We start from the raw sequence: 19,384 nt of genomic DNA on the forward strand, positions 1-19,384 counted from the left end.
GCCAATCCTCCCCAAAGGCTAAGAACGTCTTTCGGCGAGGCTCGGCTTGTGCTTGTCGGGGGTGGGCAAGGCGCTTCCGCTTTTCGTAGAAAGGAGAAAAAAATGAGCGATTATTTAGTAAAAGCACTTGCATATGATGGACAAGTCCGTGCCTATGCATCTCGCACTACCGAAACAGTTGGAGAGGGCCAGCGCAGGCATTATACATGGCCAACCGCTTCAGCCGCATTAGGAAGATCCATGACGGCGGGCGTCATGATGGGCGCCATGCTGAAGGGCGATAACAAGCTGACTATCAAAATCGAAGGCGGCGGCCCAATTGGCGCCATCCTTGTAGACAGCAATGCTAAGGGAGAGGTGCGCGGCTATGTAACAAACCCGCAGACGCACTTCGATCTTAATGAGCAGGGCAAGCTTGACGTGCGCCGCGCGGTCGGCACTGAAGGGACGCTGACTGTCGTGAAGGATATTGGAATGAGAGAGCACTTCACAGGACAGGTTCCGCTGATTTCTGGAGAACTTGGAGATGATTTCACATATTACTTTGTTACTTCTGAACAAGTGCCTTCTTCCGTCGGAGTGGGTGTTCTTGTTAATCCTGACAATTCCATTCTTGCTGCTGGGGGATTCATTCTGCAGCTTATGCCGGGAACTGATGAAGAGACGATTACATTAATTGAGAACAGACTGAAAGAAATTCCGCCTGTATCCAAATTAATTCAGCAGGGATTAACGCCTGAAGAGCTACTGGAAACAATCCTTGGCAAAGACAATGTGAAGTTCCTTGAAAAGCTTCCTGTCTCCTTTACTTGTACATGTTCAAAAGAGCGTTTTGCCAATGCGATTATAAGTCTGGGTGAAGAGGAAATTCAGCAGATGATCGATGAAGATGGCCAGGCAGAAGCATCCTGCCATTTCTGCAACGAGAAATACCACTACACTAAAGAAGAACTCGAAGAATTAAAGAACGAAGTAAAGTAATAATTGAAATTGCTAAAGCGTCTGTCTGCCTGCATCTTTTAGGCTCCTGAAAGTAAGGCCGCTGAGGTTCGGATAGCGCGGCTCTTGGGCTAATTGTATTATTAAAATTCATATCTTTGAACTTCGAGAATTGTCTAGCTCCAGCGCCTGCCCCCTCGAGGTGTCGGGTGATGTGCAAGGCGCTTGCGCTTTTCTTAGGGGGAGGAGCACTTGGAAAAGAGACAGCTTTTTATGATTATTGCCGGTTTGGTGCTGCTGAACCTAATCACATTGGCCTTTTTGCTATTTAAAGGCGATGGCAGCGGGGAAGCAGTAGCAAAAGTCGGGGGAGATAAAATCACTCGCCAGGAATGGATGAGTGAGATGGAAACAAAATACGGAAAAAGCACATTAAGTGAATTAATTGATCAGAAGGTCATTGAAGAAGCAGGGGAAAAATACGGGGTGAAGGTCTCTGAAAAGGCTGTAGATCTTGAACTGAAAATGGTCAAGACCATGTACGGCGGCAATTTCACCGATGAGATGAGCGAAGACAAGTGGCGCAGGCAAATCAAAAATAACCTTATTCTTGAAGAACTGCTGACTGCCGATGTCTCCGTCTCTGAAGAAGAAATGAAAAGCTACTATGAGCAAAACAGCAGTCAGTTCCAAGTTCCGGACACTTATCACATCTCTCAGATTATCGTTAAAACAAAAGAAGAAGCGGAACAGACATTGAAGGAGCTGGATGAAGGCTCGAGCTTCTCTGTGCTTGCGATGGAACGGTCGATCGATGAATTTACCGCCAGCCTGGGGGGGAATGCAGGGTATGTCAGTGAAGATGATGAACATATACCGGCAGAAGTCTTTGAACAGGTTAAAACCCTTAAGCCCGGCAAGTGGACCAAGCCGATTAAAACGGAAAATGGATATGCCGTTGTAATGCTCCATGAGCATTTAAAGGGAGAAAATTATTCCTTTAAAGAAGTGAAGAGCATGATTCGCCGCCAGATCGCTCTTGAGCAGATGGATGTTCCTGTCTCTGCAAAGCCCTTTTGGAAAGAAGCAGAGGTCGAGTGGTTTTACGGTGAGCAGTAAATAAAAAGCACGGAGTGATTTCCGTGTTTTTTTCTGTATACATTGAGTATCATGTATAAAAGTGGGTAGTTTAAATATAATGACAAAAGTATGAATTTTCTTTTAAATAGCAATCAAATTCATTGACATTCCCATTGGGAATTGGTAAATTTGTATTAAACCAATAAAAATAGTCGGAAATGAGGAGTGGGGAAATGGTACGTGTAGCAAATTCGATTGCAGACCTTGTTGGCCAGACGCCAATTGTGAAACTAAACCGTTTAGTTGATGATAATAGTGCAGATGTTTATCTGAAATTGGAGTACATGAATCCTGGAAGCAGCGTAAAAGACCGTATTGCCCTGGCAATGATCACTGCCGCAGAGAAAGATGGAAGCCTTAAACCAGGTGATACCATTATTGAACCGACAAGTGGAAATACAGGAATCGGATTAGCGATGATTGCAGCAGCAAAAGGCTATAAAGCGGTTCTTGTCATGCCGGAGACGATGAGTATGGAGCGCCGAAATTTACTTCGTGCTTACGGGGCCGACCTTGTACTCACACCTGGACCGGAAGGAATGGGCGGTGCGATCCGCAAGGCGCAGGAACTGGCAAAGGAAAATGGCTATTTCGTGCCTCAGCAGTTTGAAAACCCTGCGAACCCTGAAATTCACCGTTTAACAACAGGACCTGAAATTACAGAGCAGATGGGCGACCAGCTGGATGCATTCATATCCGGAATCGGTACAGGCGGAACGATTACAGGTGCCGGCCAAGTGCTTAAAGAAAAATATAAAAACATCAAAATTTACGCAGTTGAACCAACCGATTCTCCTGTACTATCAGGCGGAAAGCCGGGTCCTCATAAAATCCAGGGCATTGGAGCAGGATTTGTACCGGATACCCTGGATACAAAGATTTATGATGAAGTGATTCAAATTACAAACGATGAGGCATTTGAATATGCCCGCCGCGCGGCCAAGGAAGAAGGAATCCTAGGAGGCATTTCCTCTGGTGCGGCGATCAGTGCGGCCCTAAAAGTTGCCAAAGAGCTTGGAAAAGGGAAAAAAGTTCTGGCGATTATCCCAAGTAACGGCGAGCGTTATTTAAGTACTCCTTTATACCAATTTGAAGCTGAATAATGATATGACAGCGGTCTCCAATGACCGCTGTTTTTTTGTATGGGGCGACTGCAAAATTGAACGATGTAAATAACTCTGTGGAAGAGTGTCTGCATCTAGCTCCAGCGCCTACCCCCTCGAGGTCACAAGCTTGTCTAGTTTCAGCTCCTTAGGGACTCGAGACATAAGCCAATCCTTTCCAGAAGGAAAGAACACCTTCTTGCAAGGCTCGTCTTATGCTTGTCGTCTCTGGGCAGCCGCCACCACAATTCGGTTTGTCTTGTTTCGGCTCCTGGGGACTCTCAGGTCTAAACCATTTCCTTTCAGAAAAAAGAACCTTCTTACAGGAATCGTCTTTTGCCTGAGGCCCGCAGGACAAGGAAGGCTTCATCAGCATAAACATCGACAGCTTTTTGGAGGATGCGGGTTATGCAGACGTTGCCACAGGACGTGGGCGTTCTTAGTCTGCCATCTTTCGCGGGCAAGGCGCTTCCGCTTTTGTTTCGTATAATAAAAATTATGAAAGCATGCCCTACATCATGTATGATGAAAAAAGAGAAATATATAGGGGTGACAATCATTGAAGCAGCTTCACATCCATGCCAAAAAAATACCTTATACATATAATCGGTTTTTCCGCCAATACCGCTCGCTGTCGGAGGGATTGGCGCATCATGTTCTGCTCGAAAGCGGACGTGGCGGCAGGTACAGTATCGCAGCCTTTGAGCCGGAAGCTATTTTAACAGGCAAAAATTCAGAACTTGAAATTTTGAGAGACGGCGAAAAACAGGTGCTGGAAGGCAACCCCCTTCATTTGATGCAGGAATGGCTTAATCAATATAAAGCAGATAAGCTCGATGAACTTCCTGACTTTCAGGGAGGAGCAATAGGGTTTATCAGCTATGATTACGCGCGTTATATCGAAAAGCTTCCAAATGAGGCTCAAGATGATCTGCAGATACCTGATATTCATTTTTTCATTTATAAAGAATGCTTTGTCTTTGACCATGAAACCAAAGAGCTCTGGCTGATTTTCTTATACGAAAAAGGGGAAGAGCACTCGATTGGGGAATGGGCAGAGAATTGGGAGCAGAGATGGAAGAATGAAAGTGAGGAGCCTTCTGCGAAAGCGGAATACAATCAGGCTGAAAATACACTGGGTGTATCCATGAATGAAGAAGAATTCATGGCTGCCGTCAGGAGTATTCAGGAGTATATTTCACAGGGAGATGTCTTTCAGGTAAATCTCTCGGTACGCCAAAGCCGCCCAATTCATATTCAGGCAATGGAGGTATACGAGCAGCTGAGAGTGTTAAACCCTTCTCCGTACATGGGGTATTTTCACACTCCGGGATACCAGCTTGTAAGCGGATCCCCGGAACTGCTGATTAAGAAAAAAGGAAACACCGTCAGCACGCGGCCGATTGCCGGGACAAGATCCCGCGGGAAGGACCATGAGGAGGACCTCAAACTCGCCAGTGAACTGATTGAAAATGAGAAAGAGCGCGCAGAGCACGTGATGCTGGTCGATCTGGAGCGAAATGACCTTGGAAGAGTCTGCAAATATGGTACCGTTACAGTGGATGAGTTCATGGTCATTGAAAAATACTCACATGTGATGCATATTGTCTCCAATGTAAAAGGAGAGCTGGCAGACGGGAAGAATGCTGTTGATATCATCGACGCTGTATTTCCGGGAGGGACCATTACAGGAGCGCCAAAGGTAAGGACCATGGAAATCATTGAAGAACTTGAACCGGTCACAAGGGGCCCATACACCGGCTCTCTTGGCTGGATCAATTTCAGCGGCGACCTGGAACTGAATATTATCATCCGGACCATGCTTGTTAAAGAAGGACAGGCCCATGTGCAGGCTGGTGCCGGCATTGTTATTGACTCCAATCCTAAAAGTGAATACAAAGAGTCGCTGAAAAAAGCAATTGCTCTTTGGAAAGCAAAAGAACTTGCAGAACAGGCAAAAGGGGATCAGCTATGATTTATATGATCGATAATTACGACTCTTTTACGTATAATCTCGTACAGTATCTCGGTGAATTAGGCGAAGAGCTGGTTGTAAAAAGAAACGATGAAACCTCTATATCTGAAATAGGCAGTTTGCAGCCGAAGTTCCTAATGATCTCTCCGGGGCCGTGCAGCCCGAATGAAGCCGGCATCAGTCTGAAAGCTATTGAAGCTTTTGCAGGCAAAATCCCTGTTTTTGGCGTTTGTCTGGGACATCAATCGATTGCTCAAGTATTCGGTGGTGATGTTGTGCAGGCCGAGCGGCTCATGCATGGAAAAACCTCCGAAATTTTTCATGATGGGAAAACAATTTTTAAGGGCTTGCCCAATCCGTTTCCTGCCACCCGCTACCATTCGCTGATTGTAAAAAAGGAGACTCTGCCAGCTTGCCTTGAGGTCTCGGCCTGGACAGCTGAAGGGGAAATTATGGCCATTCGCCATAAGGAGCTCCCTTTGGAAGGTGTCCAATTCCATCCGGAATCGATTATGACGACGGCCGGAAAGGAACTCCTTCAGAATTTTATTCAGCATTACAAAGCTTTACTGCAGACAGAGGGGATTTAACCTTGTTTATATACATGAATGGTGAAGTTATCATAAAAGAGGAGGCCAGGGTTTCTCCTTTTGATCATGGTTTTTTATATGGTATGGGGCTGTTCGAAACATTCCGTGTCTATAATGGTCATCCCTTTTTGCTGGATGATCATCTGGAACGGCTGAATTGGAGTCTGGAAGTTCTGAATATCAATGCGAGTTATAAAAGAGAACAAGTGCTTGGAGCGCTGGAGATGCTGCTTGAAAGAAACGGTTATAAGAATGCCTATATCCGGATGAATGTGTCAGCGGGAAACGGGGAGATTGGCCTTCAGACAGCTCCGTACACAAACCCGAATACGATTCTTTTCTGCAAACCGCTTTCTTCAAGGAATACGGGCGCAGAAAAGCAGGCAGTGCTGCTGAAGATTCCCCGCAATACACCCGAAGGGGCAGAACGCCTGAAGTCCCATCATTATTTAAATAACATTCTGGCTAAAAAAGAAGCGGGAAACGACCCTGGCATAGAAGGGTTATTTTTGACAAAGGAAGGCTTTTTGGCCGAAGGGGTCACTTCGAATCTATTCTGGATTAATGGAGGCCATTTATTTACGCCCTCGCTTGATACTGGCATACTTAACGGCATTACCCGAAGATTTGTGATGAGGCTTGCAGAGAAACTGGGGATGAATGTCCAGGAAGGCATGTATAGGCCGGAAGCTATAGTTGGGGCAGATGAAGTTTTTATAACGAACTCCATTCAGGAAATTGTACCGATTTGCATGTTTGATGGCCATCCCATGCCAGGGCTTTCCGGCAAGAAAACAAGAGAGCTCCAGATTCACTATGAATACCACTGTGAATACTTATGGAGCAGGAATGAACTGTAGGAGGATTCATAATGTCTAAAACAACAATTCAGTGTGGACCGTATACGTTGGATTACGGAAAGAAAACCATTGTAATGGGGATTTTGAATGCAACGCCAGACTCCTTCTCGGATGGAGGCAAATACAGTCATCAGGATCTGGCAGTCAAGCATGCTCTGGCAATGGTTGAAAATGGAGCGGATATTATTGATGTCGGGGGAGAATCAACCCGTCCGGGATTTGATCCGGTGCCTGAAGACGAAGAGCTGAAGCGTGTTCTTCCTGTCATTGAGGCGATATCAAAGGAAGTAGATGTTCCAATATCAATTGATACCTATAAAGCTGAAGTCGCCAGGCAGGCCATTGGAGCCGGGGCTCATATTATCAATGATGTCTGGGGTGCCAAAGCGGATCCTCAGATGGCTTCCGTCGCGGCGGAAACGGAAGCGCCGATTATCTTAATGCATAACCGCAAAGATATGGAATACACTTCATTTTTCCGTGATGTCTTGAATGATCTGTATGAAAGCATCACGCTTGTAAAGTCAGCCGGTGTTAAGGACGAGAAGATTATCCTTGACCCGGGCATCGGTTTTGCCAAAGACTTAAATTATAACCTGCAAATGATGAGAGATTTGGACAAGCTTGTTGCCGTTGGGTATCCCGTGCTGCTTGGAACATCGAAAAAGCGGATGATCGGAACCATCCTGGACCTTCCGGTAGAAGAAAGAACGGAAGGAACAGGGGCCACAGTTTGCTACGGCATCCAAAAAGGATGTCAGATGATCCGCATCCATGATGTAAAGGAAATGAGCCGAATGGCTAAAATGATGGACGCTTTAATGGGAAAAGGTGAATACAATGGATAAAATCTATGTAAACCGAATGGAGTTTTATGGCTACCACGGTGTTTTTCAGGAAGAAACGAGGCTTGGCCAGCGCTTTGCTGTGGACCTTACCGTGGAAGCAGATCTGAAAAAAGCCGGGGAGACAGATAATCTTGATGACTCCATTAACTATGGCGAGCTGTATGCAGTCTGCAAAGAGGTTGTGGAAGGAAAGCCTTATAAGCTGGTTGAAGCTGTAGCAGAAAAGCTGGCGGCAGAACTTCTTTCGCGTTTTCCGCTGATTCTGCAGCTGACTGTCAAAGTAATCAAGCCTGATCCGCCCATTCCTGGCCACTATCAATCAGTTGCTGTTGAAATTACGAGAGGCAGATCATGAAGAATACCGCTTTTATTGCACTCGGCTCAAACATCGGCAGCCGGTTTGAACACTTGAAGGAAGCCATTGAGCTGATTGATCAGCTTCCGGATACCCAAGTGGTAAATACTTCATCTATTTACGAAACCGACCCGGTTGGGTATGAAGATCAAGAACAATTCTTAAATATGGCGATCCAAATTTCTACAGGATTAAATCCCTTTAAATTGCTGGATGCATGCCTTGATATAGAATTAAAACTTGGGAGAAAAAGGGAAATCCATTGGGGCCCCCGGACAATAGACCTTGACATTTTGCTGTATAATCACGAAAATATTGAAACAGAGAAGCTTATTGTTCCTCATCCTCGGATGCATGAAAGAGCATTTGTCCTTGTTCCTCTTTTAGAGGTTGATTCCAGCATCAGGCTTCCGAAGATGGAGAGGCCCTTAATTTCAATACTGGAAGATATACCTGACAGAGAGGGAGTACGGATATGGAAGCAGAAAAATGGGGAAGACGTATTCGCGCTTTTCGAAAGTTAAAAGGATTTACGCAAGAAGGATTTGCGAGAGAGCTCGGTGTATCGGTTTCGATATTAGGTGAAATTGAAAGAGGAAACCGCATGCCTGCACCGGCTTTAATTGAGCAGATTGCACTGGCGCTTAACATAACACAGGAAGAATTGGCTCCCAGGCAGGAGCACGAATAATATATACGTTTGAATGATTTAAAAGGAGGTGCAATCATGTTCAAAATTGGAGATATCGATCTGAAAAACCGTGTTGTACTGGCTCCGATGGCCGGAGTGTGCAACTCGGCTTTCCGTCTGACTGTAAAAGAATTCGGTGCCGGTCTCGTATGTGCTGAGATGGTCAGCGACAAAGGGATTGTCACTAAAAACGAAAAAACCATGAACATGCTCTATATTGATGAAAGAGAAAAGCCGCTAAGCCTGCAAATTTTCGGAGGCGAAAAAGAAACGCTTGTAGAAGCGGCGAAATTTGTAGATAAAAATACAAATGCAGATATCATCGACATTAACATGGGATGCCCTGTCCCTAAAATCACCAAATGTGATGCAGGTGCCAAGTGGCTCCTTGACCCGGATAAAATTTATGAAATGGTTTCGGTTGTAACGGACGCTGTTGAAAAGCCTGTTACTGTGAAAATGCGCATGGGCTGGGATGAAGATCACATTTATGCTGTAAGAAACGCTCAAGCTGTTGAACGCGCAGGCGGTAAAGCTGTAGCCCTTCATGGACGTACGCGTGTCCAAATGTATGAAGGGAAAGCAAACTGGGATATCATCCGCGAAGTGAAGCAGAGCATTAACATTCCGCTTATCGGAAATGGTGATGTGCAGACACCGGAGGATGCCAAGCGCATGCTGGACGAAACAGGCTGTGACGGTGTCATGATCGGGCGTGCTGCACTAGGAAACCCATGGATGATTTACCGCACAGTCAAATACCTTGAGACAGGTGAATTAATGGGTGAGCCTTCTATACGCGAGAAGATTGATGTGTGCATTCTTCACCTCGACCGCCTGATTTCATTAAAAGGTGAATTTATCGCTGTCCGTGAAATGAGAAAGCATACAGCGTGGTACCTTAAAGGTATCCGCGGCAATGCGAAAGTCCGCAATGCGGTCAACGAATGTGATACGAGAGAAGATCTTGTTACATTGCTGAACGCTTTAGTGATCGATGCAGAAGAAAAGGAAAGAAGCCAGATACAGGCAGGATAAGCTGCGTAAAGTTTGACAGGCAGTCTTTCTTTGCCTATAATACTTTTGATAAAAGGAAACTGCCAGTGCATGAACTGGCAGTTTTTATTCTATTTAAATATTTAGGATGTCTGATTTACTCACTTTGTGTAAAATAATAGAGATATACATTTTTGAAGGATCGCAGAATTGTGCGTACATAAAAAGATTTACAAAATGGAGATGATTTCAGTGAGCCAGAGTCATGAAGAATTAAATGACCAGTTAAAAGTAAGACGCGAGAAAATGAACAGCTTGCGCGAACAGGGAATGGATCCTTTCGGGAAACGTTTCGACCGTTCACACCAAAGCAAAGAATTAATAGAGCAGTACGGTGAGCTTGAAAAAGAAGAAATTGAAGAAAAGAATGTTTCTGTCACTCTGGCAGGCCGTATTATGACAAAGCGCGGAAAAGGGAAAGCTGGATTCGCTCATATACAAGATCTATCAGGACAAATTCAAATCTACATCCGCAAAGATGCAGTTGGGGAAGAGAACTATGCAATCTTCGATTCTGCCGACCTGGGAGATATCATTGGGGTCAGCGGTACGCTCTTTAAAACAAAGGTAGGCGAATTGTCTGTTAAAGCGCAGGAATTTGACCTTCTGACAAAATCCCTGCGTCCTCTTCCGGATAAGTTCCACGGTCTTAAAGACGTTGAGCAGCGTTACCGCCAGCGTTACCTGGATCTAATTATGAGTGAGGAAAGCAAACAGACTTTCATCACGAGAAGCCGCATTATCCAATCCATGCGCCGCTACCTTGACAGTCATGGCTACCTTGAAGTTGAAACACCTATGATGCATTCCATTGCAGGGGGGGCATCTGCACGACCATTTATCACTCATCATAATGCGCTGGATATGGAACTTTATATGCGTATCGCGATTGAGCTTCACCTGAAGCGCCTGATTGTGGGCGGCCTTGAAAAAGTGTATGAAATTGGCCGGGTATTCCGTAATGAAGGTGTATCTACACGGCACAATCCTGAATTCACTATGATTGAATTGTACGAGGCTTATGCTGACTATAGAGATATCATGAGCCTGACAGAAAACCTTATTGCCCACATTGCCCAAGAAGTTCTCGGAACAACTTCTGTGCAATACGGTGAGTATGAAGTGGATCTTAAGCCTGAATGGAAAAGGCTCCATATGGTAGATGCCATTAAGGAATATACAGGGGTAGACTTTTGGAAAGAAACAAGCAAGGAAGAAGCACAGCAGCTAGCCAAAGAACACGGTGTTGAAATCAAAGACAATATGGAGTATGGACATATTGTTAACGAATTCTTCGAGCAGAAGGTTGAAGAGAAATTAATTCAGCCTACATTCATCTATGGCCATCCTGTCGAGATTTCACCGCTTGCGAAGAAAAATGAAGAAGATCCACGCTTTACTGATCGATTTGAATTATTCATTGTAGCCCGAGAGCATGCGAATGCTTTCACTGAGCTGAATGATCCGATTGACCAGCGCGAGCGTTTTGAAGCACAGCTTAAAGAACGTGAAGAGGGCAATGATGAAGCTCATATGATGGATGACGACTTCATTGAAGCTCTTGAATACGGCATGCCGCCAACTGGAGGACTTGGCATCGGAATCGACCGCCTTGTTATGCTGCTGACAAACTCTCCTTCTATTAGAGATGTTCTGTTATTCCCGTTAATGCGCCATCGTTAAAATTAATAAAATCAGGCAGAGTACAGTACGTACTCTGTCTTTTTTTTTGTTTTATATAAAGGATTTGGGGACGTAAAATCTGCATAAATGATACTTTTTCCCGAGCAGAATAATGAGAATATTTTTTCTTTCTTTTTTGCGGATAAAAAAGAAAAAAACATATTGCATGTTGTCCTGCAAGGTGATATATTTATATTCGTTGCTGCGAGACAGCGACTTACAAAAAAGATTTTAAAAAAAGTTATTGACTCAGGTGGTCGAATCTGATAATATAATAAAGTCGCCTTTGAGCGGCGGATTGATCTTTGAAAACTGAACGAACAAAAACGTCAACGTTAAATCTTTAGTCTTTTTTGAAAAGACAACTTATGAGCTTAATCAACTCTTATATGGAGAGTTTGATCCTGGCTCAGGACGAACGCTGGCGGCGTGCCTAATACATGCAAGTCGAGCGGACAGATGGGAGCTTGCTCCCTGAAGTCAGCGGCGGACGGGTGAGTAACACGTGGGCAACCTGCCTGTAAGACTGGGATAACTCCGGGAAACCGGGGCTAATACCGGATAATTCTTTCCCTCACATGAGGGAAAGCTGAAAGATGGTTTCGGCTATCACTTACAGATGGGCCCGCGGCGCATTAGCTAGTTGGTGAGGTAACGGCTCACCAAGGCAACGATGCGTAGCCGACCTGAGAGGGTGATCGGCCACACTGGGACTGAGACACGGCCCAGACTCCTACGGGAGGCAGCAGTAGGGAATCTTCCGCAATGGACGAAAGTCTGACGGAGCAACGCCGCGTGAGTGATGAAGGTTTTCGGATCGTAAAACTCTGTTGTTAGGGAAGAACAAGTACCGGAGTAACTGCCGGTACCTTGACGGTACCTAACCAGAAAGCCACGGCTAACTACGTGCCAGCAGCCGCGGTAATACGTAGGTGGCAAGCGTTGTCCGGAATTATTGGGCGTAAAGCGCGCGCAGGCGGTTCCTTAAGTCTGATGTGAAAGCCCCCGGCTCAACCGGGGAGGGTCATTGGAAACTGGGGAACTTGAGTGCAGAAGAGAAGAGTGGAATTCCACGTGTAGCGGTGAAATGCGTAGAGATGTGGAGGAACACCAGTGGCGAAGGCGACTCTTTGGTCTGTAACTGACGCTGAGGCGCGAAAGCGTGGGGAGCAAACAGGATTAGATACCCTGGTAGTCCACGCCGTAAACGATGAGTGCTAAGTGTTAGAGGGTTTCCGCCCTTTAGTGCTGCAGCAAACGCATTAAGCACTCCGCCTGGGGAGTACGGCCGCAAGGCTGAAACTCAAAGGAATTGACGGGGGCCCGCACAAGCGGTGGAGCATGTGGTTTAATTCGAAGCAACGCGAAGAACCTTACCAGGTCTTGACATCTCCTGACAACCATAGAGATAGGGCGTTCCCCTTCGGGGGACAGGATGACAGGTGGTGCATGGTTGTCGTCAGCTCGTGTCGTGAGATGTTGGGTTAAGTCCCGCAACGAGCGCAACCCTTGATCTTAGTTGCCAGCATTCAGTTGGGCACTCTAAGGTGACTGCCGGTGACAAACCGGAGGAAGGTGGGGATGACGTCAAATCATCATGCCCCTTATGACCTGGGCTACACACGTGCTACAATGGATGGTACAAAGGGCTGCGAGACCGCGAGGTTAAGCGAATCCCATAAAACCATTCTCAGTTCGGATTGCAGGCTGCAACTCGCCTGCATGAAGCCGGAATCGCTAGTAATCGCGGATCAGCATGCCGCGGTGAATACGTTCCCGGGCCTTGTACACACCGCCCGTCACACCACGAGAGTTTGTAACACCCGAAGTCGGTGGGGTAACCTTTTGGAGCCAGCCGCCTAAGGTGGGACAGATGATTGGGGTGAAGTCGTAACAAGGTAGCCGTATCGGAAGGTGCGGCTGGATCACCTCCTTTCTAAGGATATTTACATGAAACGTGACGTGTTTTGTTCGTTCAGTTTTGAGAGTTCAATCTCTCAATGAAAGATTCGTTCTTTGAAAACTAGATAATGTTAATGAAGAAGCAATAACCGAGTAATCGCCATCTTAGTTTTTTTCTCTTATTTTTGTTTTAAAACGAAGTAAGAGCACAAACCATGAGGACGATGAGCGGCAAGGAGATCAAGGAAGCGACCGAGTGAGCACCGGAGCGTACTTCAGTACGTGAGGAGCGGAGCGAGAGAGCTGACGCAGAGATCCGCAGTCGATCAGCGGCCGAAGTAGGTTAAGTTAGAAAGGGCGCACGGTGAATGCCTTGGCACTAGGAGCCGATGAAGGACGGTACTAACACCGATATGCTTCGGGGAGCTGTAAGTAAGCTTTGATCCGGAGATTTCCGAATGGGGAAACCCCCTATCCGTAATGGGATAGGATCTTTACCTGAATACATAGGGTATAGAAGGCAGACCCGGGGAACTGAAACATCTAAGTACCCGGAGGAAGAGAAAGCAAACGCGATTCCCTGAGTAGCGGCGAGCGAAACGGGATTAGCCCAAACCAAGAGGCTTGCCTCTTGGGGTTGTAGGACACTCTACACGGAGTTACAAAGGAACGAGGTAAATGAACAGGTCTGGAAAGGCCGGCCAGAGAAGGTAAAAGCCCTGTAGTTGAAACTTCGTTCCCTCCAGAGTGGATCCTGAGTACGGCGGGACACGAGAAATCCCGTCGGAAGCAGGGAGGACCATCTCCCAAGGCTAAATACTCCCTAGTGACCGATAGTGAACCAGTACCGTGAGGGAAAGGTGAAAAGCACCCCGGAAGGGGAGTGAAAGAGATCCTGAAACCGTGTGCCTACAAGTAGTTAGAGCCCGTTAATGGGTGATAGCGTGCCTTTTGTAGAATGAACCGGCGAGTTACGATTACATGCGAGGTTAAGTTGATGAGACGGAGCCGCAGCGAAAGCGAGTCTGAATAGGGCGAATGAGTATGTGGTCGTAGACCCGAAACCAGGTGATCTACCCATGTCCAGGGTGAAGTCCAGGTAACACTGGATGGAGGCCCGAACCCACGCACGTTGAAAAGTGCGGGGATGAGGTGTGGGTAGCGGAGAAATTCCAATCGAACTTGGAGATAGCTGGTTCTCTCCGAAATAGCTTTAGGGCTAGCCTCATGTAGTAAGAGTCTTGGAGGTAGAGCACTGTTTGGACTAGGGGCCCCCATCGGGTTACCGAATTCAGACAAACTCCGAATGCCAAAGACTTATCCATGGGAGTCAGACTGCGAGTGATAAGATCCGTAGTCAAGAGGGAAACAGCCCAGACCACCAGCTAAGGTCCCAAAGTATACGTTAAGTGGAAAAGGATGTGGAGTTGCTTAGACAACCAGGATGTTGGCTTAGAAGCAGCCACCATTTAAAGAGTGCGTAATAGCTCACTGGTCGAGTGACTCCGCGCCGAAAATGTACCGGGGCTAAACGTATCACCGAAGCTGTGGATTGACATCTTACGATGTCAGTGGTAGGAGAGCGTTCTAAGGGCGTTGAAGCCAGACCGCAAGGACTGGTGGAGCGCTTAGAAGTGAGAATGCCGGTATGAGTAGCGAAAGATGGGTGAGAATCCCATCCACCGAATGCCTAAGGTTTCCTGAGGAAGGCTCGTCCGCTCAGGGTTAGTCGGGACCTAAGCCGAGGCTGAAAAGCGTAGGCGATGGACAACAGGTTGATATTCCTGTACCACCTCTTTACCGTTTGAGCAATGGGGGGACGCAGGAGGATAGGGTAAGCGCGCTGCTGGATTAGCGCGTCCAAGCAGTTAGGCCGGTAACGAGGCAAATCCCGTTACCATACAGGCTGAGCTGTGACGGCGAGGGAAATTTAGTACCGAAGTTCCTGATTCCACACTGCCAAGAAAAGCCTCTAGCGAGGGAAAAGGTGCCCGTACCGCAAACCGACACAGGTAGGCGAGGAGAGAATCCTAAGGTGAGCGAGAGAACTCTCGTTAAGGAACTCGGCAAAATGACCCCGTAACTTCGGGAGAAGGGGTGCTCATTAGGGTGAATAGCCCTGATGAGCCGCAGTGAATAGGCCCAGGCGACTGTTTAGCAAAAACACAGGTCTCTGCGAAGCCGCAAGGCGAAGTATAGGGGCTGACGCCTGCCCGGTGCTGGAAGGTTAAGAGGAGAGGTTAGCGCAAGCGAAGCTTTGAATCGAAGCCCCAGTAAACGGCGGCCGTAACTATAACGGTCCTAAGGTAGCGAAATTCCTTGTCGGGTAAGTTCCGACCCGCACGAAAGGCGTAACGATCTGGGCACTGTCTCAACGAGAGACTCGGTGAAATTATAGTACCTGTGAAGATGCAGGTTACCCGCGACAGGACGGAAAGACCCCGTGGAGCTTTACTGTAGCCTGATATTGAATTTTGGTACAGCTTGTACAGGATAGGTAGGAGCCTGAGAAGCCGGAGCGCCAGCTTCGGTGGAGGCGTCGGTGGGATACTACCCTGGCTGTATTGAAATTCTAACCCGCGCCCCTTATCGGGGCGGGAGACAGTGTCAGGTGGGCAGTTTGACTGGGGCGGTCGCCTCCTAAAAAGTAACGGAGGCGCCCAAAGGTTCCCTCAGAATGGTTGGAAATCATTCGCAGAGTGTAAAGGCACAAGGGAGCTTGACTGCGAGACCTACAAGTCGAGCAGGGACGAAAGTCGGGCTTAGTGATCCGGTGGTTCCGCATGGAAGGGCCATCGCTCAACGGATAAAAGCTACCCCGGGGATAACAGGCTTATCTCCCCCAAGAGTCCACATCGACGGGGAGGTTTGGCACCTCGATGTCGGCTCATCGCATCCTGGGGCTGTAGTCGGTCCCAAGGGTTGGGCTGTTCGCCCATTAAAGCGGTACGCGAGCTGGGTTCAGAACGTCGTGAGACAGTTCGGTCCCTATCCGTCGTGGGCGCAGGAAATTTGAGAGGAGCTGTCCTTAGTACGAGAGGACCGGGATGGACGCACCGCTGGTGTACCAGTTGTCTTGCCAAAGGCATCGCTGGGTAGCTATGTGCGGAAGGGATAAGTGCTGAAAGCATCTAAGCATGAAGCCCCCCTCGAGATGAGATTTCCCATAGCGTCAAGCTAGTAAGATCCCTGAAAGATGATCAGGTTGATAGGTCAGAGGTGGAAGCGTGGCGACATGTGGAGCTGACTGATACTAATCGATCGAGGACTTAACCAAGTCATTGGTGAATACTCGGCAAATACTTCTTCATACATTATCTAGTTTTGAGGGAACGAAGTTTCTTCAATTACATAGTCCGGTGGCGATAGCGAGAAGGTCACACCCGTTCCCATACCGAACACGGAAGTTAAGCTTCTCAGCGCCGATGGTAGTTGGGGGCTGTCCCCCTGTGAGAGTAGGACGCTGCCGGGCGTATATTATGGAGGATTAGCTCAGCTGGGAGAGCATCTGCCTTACAAGCAGAGGGTCGGCGGTTCGATCCCGTCATCCTCCACCATACAACTTGCCGGTGTAGCTCAATTGGTAGAGCAACTGACTTGTAATCAGTAGGTTGGGGGTTCAAGTCCTCTCGCCGGCACCATTTCAACGAGCCATTAGCTCAGTCGGTAGAGCAGATTGCAGCATCAGTGAATTTCTTCATCTGAATAGCAATCTGTGACAAAGCGTTTAGCTTTGGAACATCTGACTGCACATAACAGGCTTTAGGAATTCTCATAAAATTATGAGCCATTAGCTCAGTCGGTAGAGCATCTGACTTTTAATCAGAGGGTCGAAGGTTCGAGTCCTTCATGGCTCACCATTTTAATTTCATATTGCGGGTGTGGCGGAATTGGCAGACGCACCAGACTTAGGATCTGGCGCCGCAAGGCGTGGGGGTTCGACTCCCTTCACCCGCACCATTCTTTAAGCGGAAGTAGTTCAGTGGTAGAACATCACCTTGCCAAGGTGGGGGTCGCGGGTTCGAATCCCGTCTTCCGCTCCATTTTTATGCCGGGGTGGCGGAACTGGCAGACGCACAGGACTTAAAATCCTGCGGTAGGTGACTACCGTACCGGTTCGATTCCGGTCCTCGGCACCATTTTAATTTTATATTGCGCCCGTAGCTCAATTGGATAGAGCGTTTGACTACGGATCAAAAGGTTAGGGGTTCGACTCCTCTCGGGCGCGCCATATTACGGGGAGTAGCTCAGCTTGGTAGAGCACTTGGTTTGGGACCAAGGGGTCGCAGGTTCGAATCCTGTCTTCCCGACCATTAATATTGGGGCCTTAGCTCAGCTGGGAGAGCGCCTGCTTTGCACGCAGGAGGTCAGCGGTTCGATCCCGCTAGGCTCCACCAAAAAAACTTTCAAAAAAAGTTATTGACTCAGGTGTTTAAACCTGATAAGATAATAAAGTCGCCTCAAGCGGCGGATTGATCTTTGAAAACTGAACGAACAAAAACGTCAACGTTAAATCTTTAGTCTTTTTTGAAAAGACAACTTATGAGCTTAATCAACTCTTATATGGAGAGTTTGATCCTGGCTCAGGACGAACGCTGGCGGCGTGCCTAATACATGCAAGTCGAGCGGACAGATGGGAGCTTGCTCCCTGAAGTCAGCGGCGGACGGGTGAGTAACACGTGGGCAACCTGCCTGTAAGACTGGGATAACTCCGGGAAACCGGGGCTAATACCGGATAATTCTTTCCCTCACATGAGGGAAAGCTGAAAGATGGTTTCGGCTATCACTTACAGATGGGCCCGCGGCGCATTAGCTAGTTGGTGAGGTAACGGCTCACCAAGGCAACGATGCGTAGCCGACCTGAGAGGGTGATCGGCCACACTGGGACTGAGACACGGCCCAGACTCCTACGGGAGGCAGCAGTAGGGAATCTTCCGCAATGGACGAAAGTCTGACGGAGCAACGCCGCGTGAGTGATGAAGGTTTTCGGATCGTAAAACTCTGTTGTTAGGGAAGAACAAGTACCGGAGTAACTGCCGGTACCTTGACGGTACCTAACCAGAAAGCCACGGCTAACTACGTGCCAGCAGCCGCGGTAATACGTAGGTGGCAAGCGTTGTCCGGAATTATTGGGCGTAAAGCGCGCGCAGGCGGTTCCTTAAGTCTGATGTGAAAGCCCCCGGCTCAACCGGGGAGGGTCATTGGAAACTGGGGAACTTGAGTGCAGAAGAGAAGAGTGGAATTCCACGTGTAGCGGTGAAATGCGTAGAGATGTGGAGGAACACCAGTGGCGAAGGCGACTCTTTGGTCTGTAACTGACGCTGAGGCGCGAAAGCGTGGGGAGCAAACAGGATTAGATACCCTGGTAGTCCACGCCGTAAACGATGAGTGCTAAGTGTTAGAGGGTTTCCGCCCTTTAGTGCTGCAGCAAACGCATTAAGCACTCCGCCTGGGGAGTACGGCCGCAAGGCTGAAACTCAAAGGAATTGACGGGGGCCCGCACAAGCGGTGGAGCATGTGGTTTAATTCGAAGCAACGCGAAGAACCTTACCAGGTCTTGACATCTCCTGACAACCCTAGAGATAGGGCGTTCCCCTTCGGGGGACAGGATGACAGGTGGTGCATGGTTGTCGTCAGCTCGTGTCGTGAGATGTTGGGTTAAGTCCCGCAACGAGCGCAACCCTTGATCTTAGTTGCCAGCATTCAGTTGGGCACTCTAAGGTGACTGCCGGTGACAAACCGGAGGAAGGTGGGGATGACGTCAAATCATCATGCCCCTTATGACCTGGGCTACACACGTGCTACAATGGATGGTACAAAGGGCTGCGAGACCGCGAGGTTAAGCGAATCCCATAAAACCATTCTCAGTTCGGATTGCAGGCTGCAACTCGCCTGCATGAAGCCGGAATCGCTAGTAATCGCGGATCAGCATGCCGCGGTGAATACGTTCCCGGGCCTTGTACACACCGCCCGTCACACCACGAGAGTTTGTAACACCCGAAGTCGGTGGGGTAACCTTTTGGAGCCAGCCGCCTAAGGTGGGACAGATGATTGGGGTGAAGTCGTAACAAGGTAGCCGTATCGGAAGGTGCGGCTGGATCACCTCCTTTCTAAGGATATTTACATGAAACGTGACGTGTTTTGTTCGTTCAGTTTTGAGAGTTCAATCTCTCAATGAAAGATTCGTTCTTTGAAAACTAGATAATGTTAATGAAGAAGCAATAACCGAGTAATCGCCATTT

Annotated in this window: 12 protein-coding genes, 9 tRNA genes and 4 rRNA genes; all 25 read left to right on the forward strand. The window is 47.9% G+C overall.

The window, feature by feature from the left end; translation table 11 throughout:
* Nucleotides 1-102: 102 nt before the first annotated feature.
* The 25 genes from hslO to AC0VZ9_RS00540 all read left to right on the forward strand — a co-directional run bounded on the left by hslO (nt 103) and on the right by AC0VZ9_RS00540 (nt 19,252).
* Nucleotides 103-981 (forward strand): Hsp33 family molecular chaperone HslO, encoded by an 879-nt coding sequence (gene hslO, locus AC0VZ9_RS00420; protein WP_009336636.1) that lies wholly within the window; start codon nt 103-105, stop codon nt 979-981.
* Nucleotides 982-1,191: 210 nt separating this feature from the next.
* Nucleotides 1,192-2,058: a peptidyl-prolyl cis-trans isomerase gene (locus AC0VZ9_RS00425; RefSeq protein WP_009336635.1), complete on the forward strand. Its 867-nt coding sequence runs from the start codon at nt 1,192-1,194 to the stop codon at nt 2,056-2,058.
* A 194-nt stretch (nt 2,059-2,252) separates the two neighbouring features.
* The gene (gene cysK, locus AC0VZ9_RS00430; RefSeq protein WP_009336634.1) at nt 2,253-3,182 is read left to right on the forward strand and encodes a cysteine synthase A; all 930 of its coding nucleotides are present in this window, start codon (nt 2,253-2,255) and stop codon (nt 3,180-3,182) included.
* A gap of 559 nt (nt 3,183-3,741) precedes the next feature.
* Nucleotides 3,742-5,157 (forward strand): aminodeoxychorismate synthase, component I, encoded by a 1,416-nt coding sequence (gene pabB / locus AC0VZ9_RS00435; RefSeq protein WP_475396965.1) that lies wholly within the window; start codon nt 3,742-3,744, stop codon nt 5,155-5,157.
* Nucleotides 5,154-5,747, forward strand: coding sequence for an aminodeoxychorismate/anthranilate synthase component II (gene pabA / locus AC0VZ9_RS00440; RefSeq protein WP_009336632.1), 594 nt, complete (start codon nt 5,154-5,156; stop codon nt 5,745-5,747). The genes pabB and pabA overlap by 4 nt, the downstream gene beginning before the upstream one ends.
* A gap of 2 nt (nt 5,748-5,749) precedes the next feature.
* Complete coding sequence (gene pabC / locus AC0VZ9_RS00445) at nt 5,750-6,607, forward strand: aminodeoxychorismate lyase (protein WP_475396966.1); 858 nt, start codon at nt 5,750-5,752, stop codon at nt 6,605-6,607.
* A gap of 11 nt (nt 6,608-6,618) precedes the next feature.
* On the forward strand, nt 6,619-7,455 hold the full coding sequence (gene folP / locus AC0VZ9_RS00450) for a dihydropteroate synthase (RefSeq protein ID WP_009336630.1): 837 nt from the start codon (nt 6,619-6,621) through the stop codon (nt 7,453-7,455).
* Complete coding sequence (gene folB / locus AC0VZ9_RS00455) at nt 7,448-7,810, forward strand: dihydroneopterin aldolase (RefSeq protein WP_009336629.1); 363 nt, start codon at nt 7,448-7,450, stop codon at nt 7,808-7,810. Before folP ends, folB begins: the two co-directional genes overlap by 8 nt.
* On the forward strand, nt 7,807-8,334 hold the full coding sequence (gene folK / locus AC0VZ9_RS00460) for a 2-amino-4-hydroxy-6-hydroxymethyldihydropteridine diphosphokinase (protein ID WP_009336628.1): 528 nt from the start codon (nt 7,807-7,809) through the stop codon (nt 8,332-8,334). The genes folB and folK overlap by 4 nt, the downstream gene beginning before the upstream one ends.
* Nucleotides 8,286-8,501 carry a helix-turn-helix domain-containing protein gene (locus AC0VZ9_RS00465; protein ID WP_009336627.1) on the forward strand — a complete coding sequence of 72 codons (216 nt, stop codon included), beginning with the start codon at nt 8,286-8,288 and terminating at the stop codon, nt 8,499-8,501. The genes folK and AC0VZ9_RS00465 overlap by 49 nt, the downstream gene beginning before the upstream one ends.
* A 36-nt stretch (nt 8,502-8,537) precedes the next feature.
* Nucleotides 8,538-9,539, forward strand: a complete 1,002-nt coding sequence (gene dusB, locus AC0VZ9_RS00470) for a tRNA dihydrouridine synthase DusB (RefSeq protein WP_009336626.1) — start codon at nt 8,538-8,540, stop codon at nt 9,537-9,539.
* Between the two features lie 201 nt (nt 9,540-9,740).
* Nucleotides 9,741-11,240, forward strand: coding sequence for a lysine--tRNA ligase (gene lysS / locus AC0VZ9_RS00475; RefSeq protein WP_475397490.1), 1,500 nt, complete (start codon nt 9,741-9,743; stop codon nt 11,238-11,240).
* Between the two features lie 386 nt (nt 11,241-11,626).
* Nucleotides 11,627-13,176 (forward strand): 16S ribosomal RNA (locus tag AC0VZ9_RS00480).
* Between the two features lie 307 nt (nt 13,177-13,483).
* Nucleotides 13,484-16,419, forward strand: a 23S ribosomal RNA gene (locus AC0VZ9_RS00485).
* A 78-nt stretch (nt 16,420-16,497) separates the two neighbouring features.
* Nucleotides 16,498-16,614, forward strand: a 5S ribosomal RNA gene (gene rrf, locus AC0VZ9_RS00490).
* Between the two features lie 9 nt (nt 16,615-16,623).
* A tRNA-Val gene (locus AC0VZ9_RS00495) sits at nt 16,624-16,699 on the forward strand.
* A gap of 8 nt (nt 16,700-16,707) precedes the next feature.
* Nucleotides 16,708-16,783: transfer RNA gene (locus AC0VZ9_RS00500), tRNA-Thr, on the forward strand.
* A gap of 143 nt (nt 16,784-16,926) precedes the next feature.
* Nucleotides 16,927-17,002, forward strand: a tRNA-Lys gene (locus AC0VZ9_RS00505).
* Nucleotides 17,003-17,017: 15 nt separating this feature from the next.
* Nucleotides 17,018-17,102 (forward strand) — tRNA-Leu (locus AC0VZ9_RS00510).
* Between the two features lie 8 nt (nt 17,103-17,110).
* Nucleotides 17,111-17,185, forward strand: a tRNA-Gly gene (locus AC0VZ9_RS00515).
* A 7-nt stretch (nt 17,186-17,192) separates the two neighbouring features.
* Nucleotides 17,193-17,281, forward strand: a tRNA-Leu gene (locus AC0VZ9_RS00520).
* A 15-nt stretch (nt 17,282-17,296) separates the two neighbouring features.
* A tRNA-Arg gene (locus AC0VZ9_RS00525) sits at nt 17,297-17,373 on the forward strand.
* A gap of 5 nt (nt 17,374-17,378) precedes the next feature.
* Nucleotides 17,379-17,455: transfer RNA gene (locus tag AC0VZ9_RS00530), tRNA-Pro, on the forward strand.
* 8 nt (nt 17,456-17,463) lie between these two features.
* Nucleotides 17,464-17,539 (forward strand) — tRNA-Ala (locus AC0VZ9_RS00535).
* A gap of 163 nt (nt 17,540-17,702) precedes the next feature.
* Nucleotides 17,703-19,252: ribosomal RNA gene (locus tag AC0VZ9_RS00540) — 16S ribosomal RNA — on the forward strand.
* Together the 16S, 23S and 5S rRNA genes with 9 tRNA genes alongside form the textbook arrangement of a ribosomal RNA operon.
* Nucleotides 19,253-19,384: the final 132 nt, after the last annotated feature.

This window comes from Cytobacillus sp. QJM3NY_8 (genome assembly GCF_056173585.1).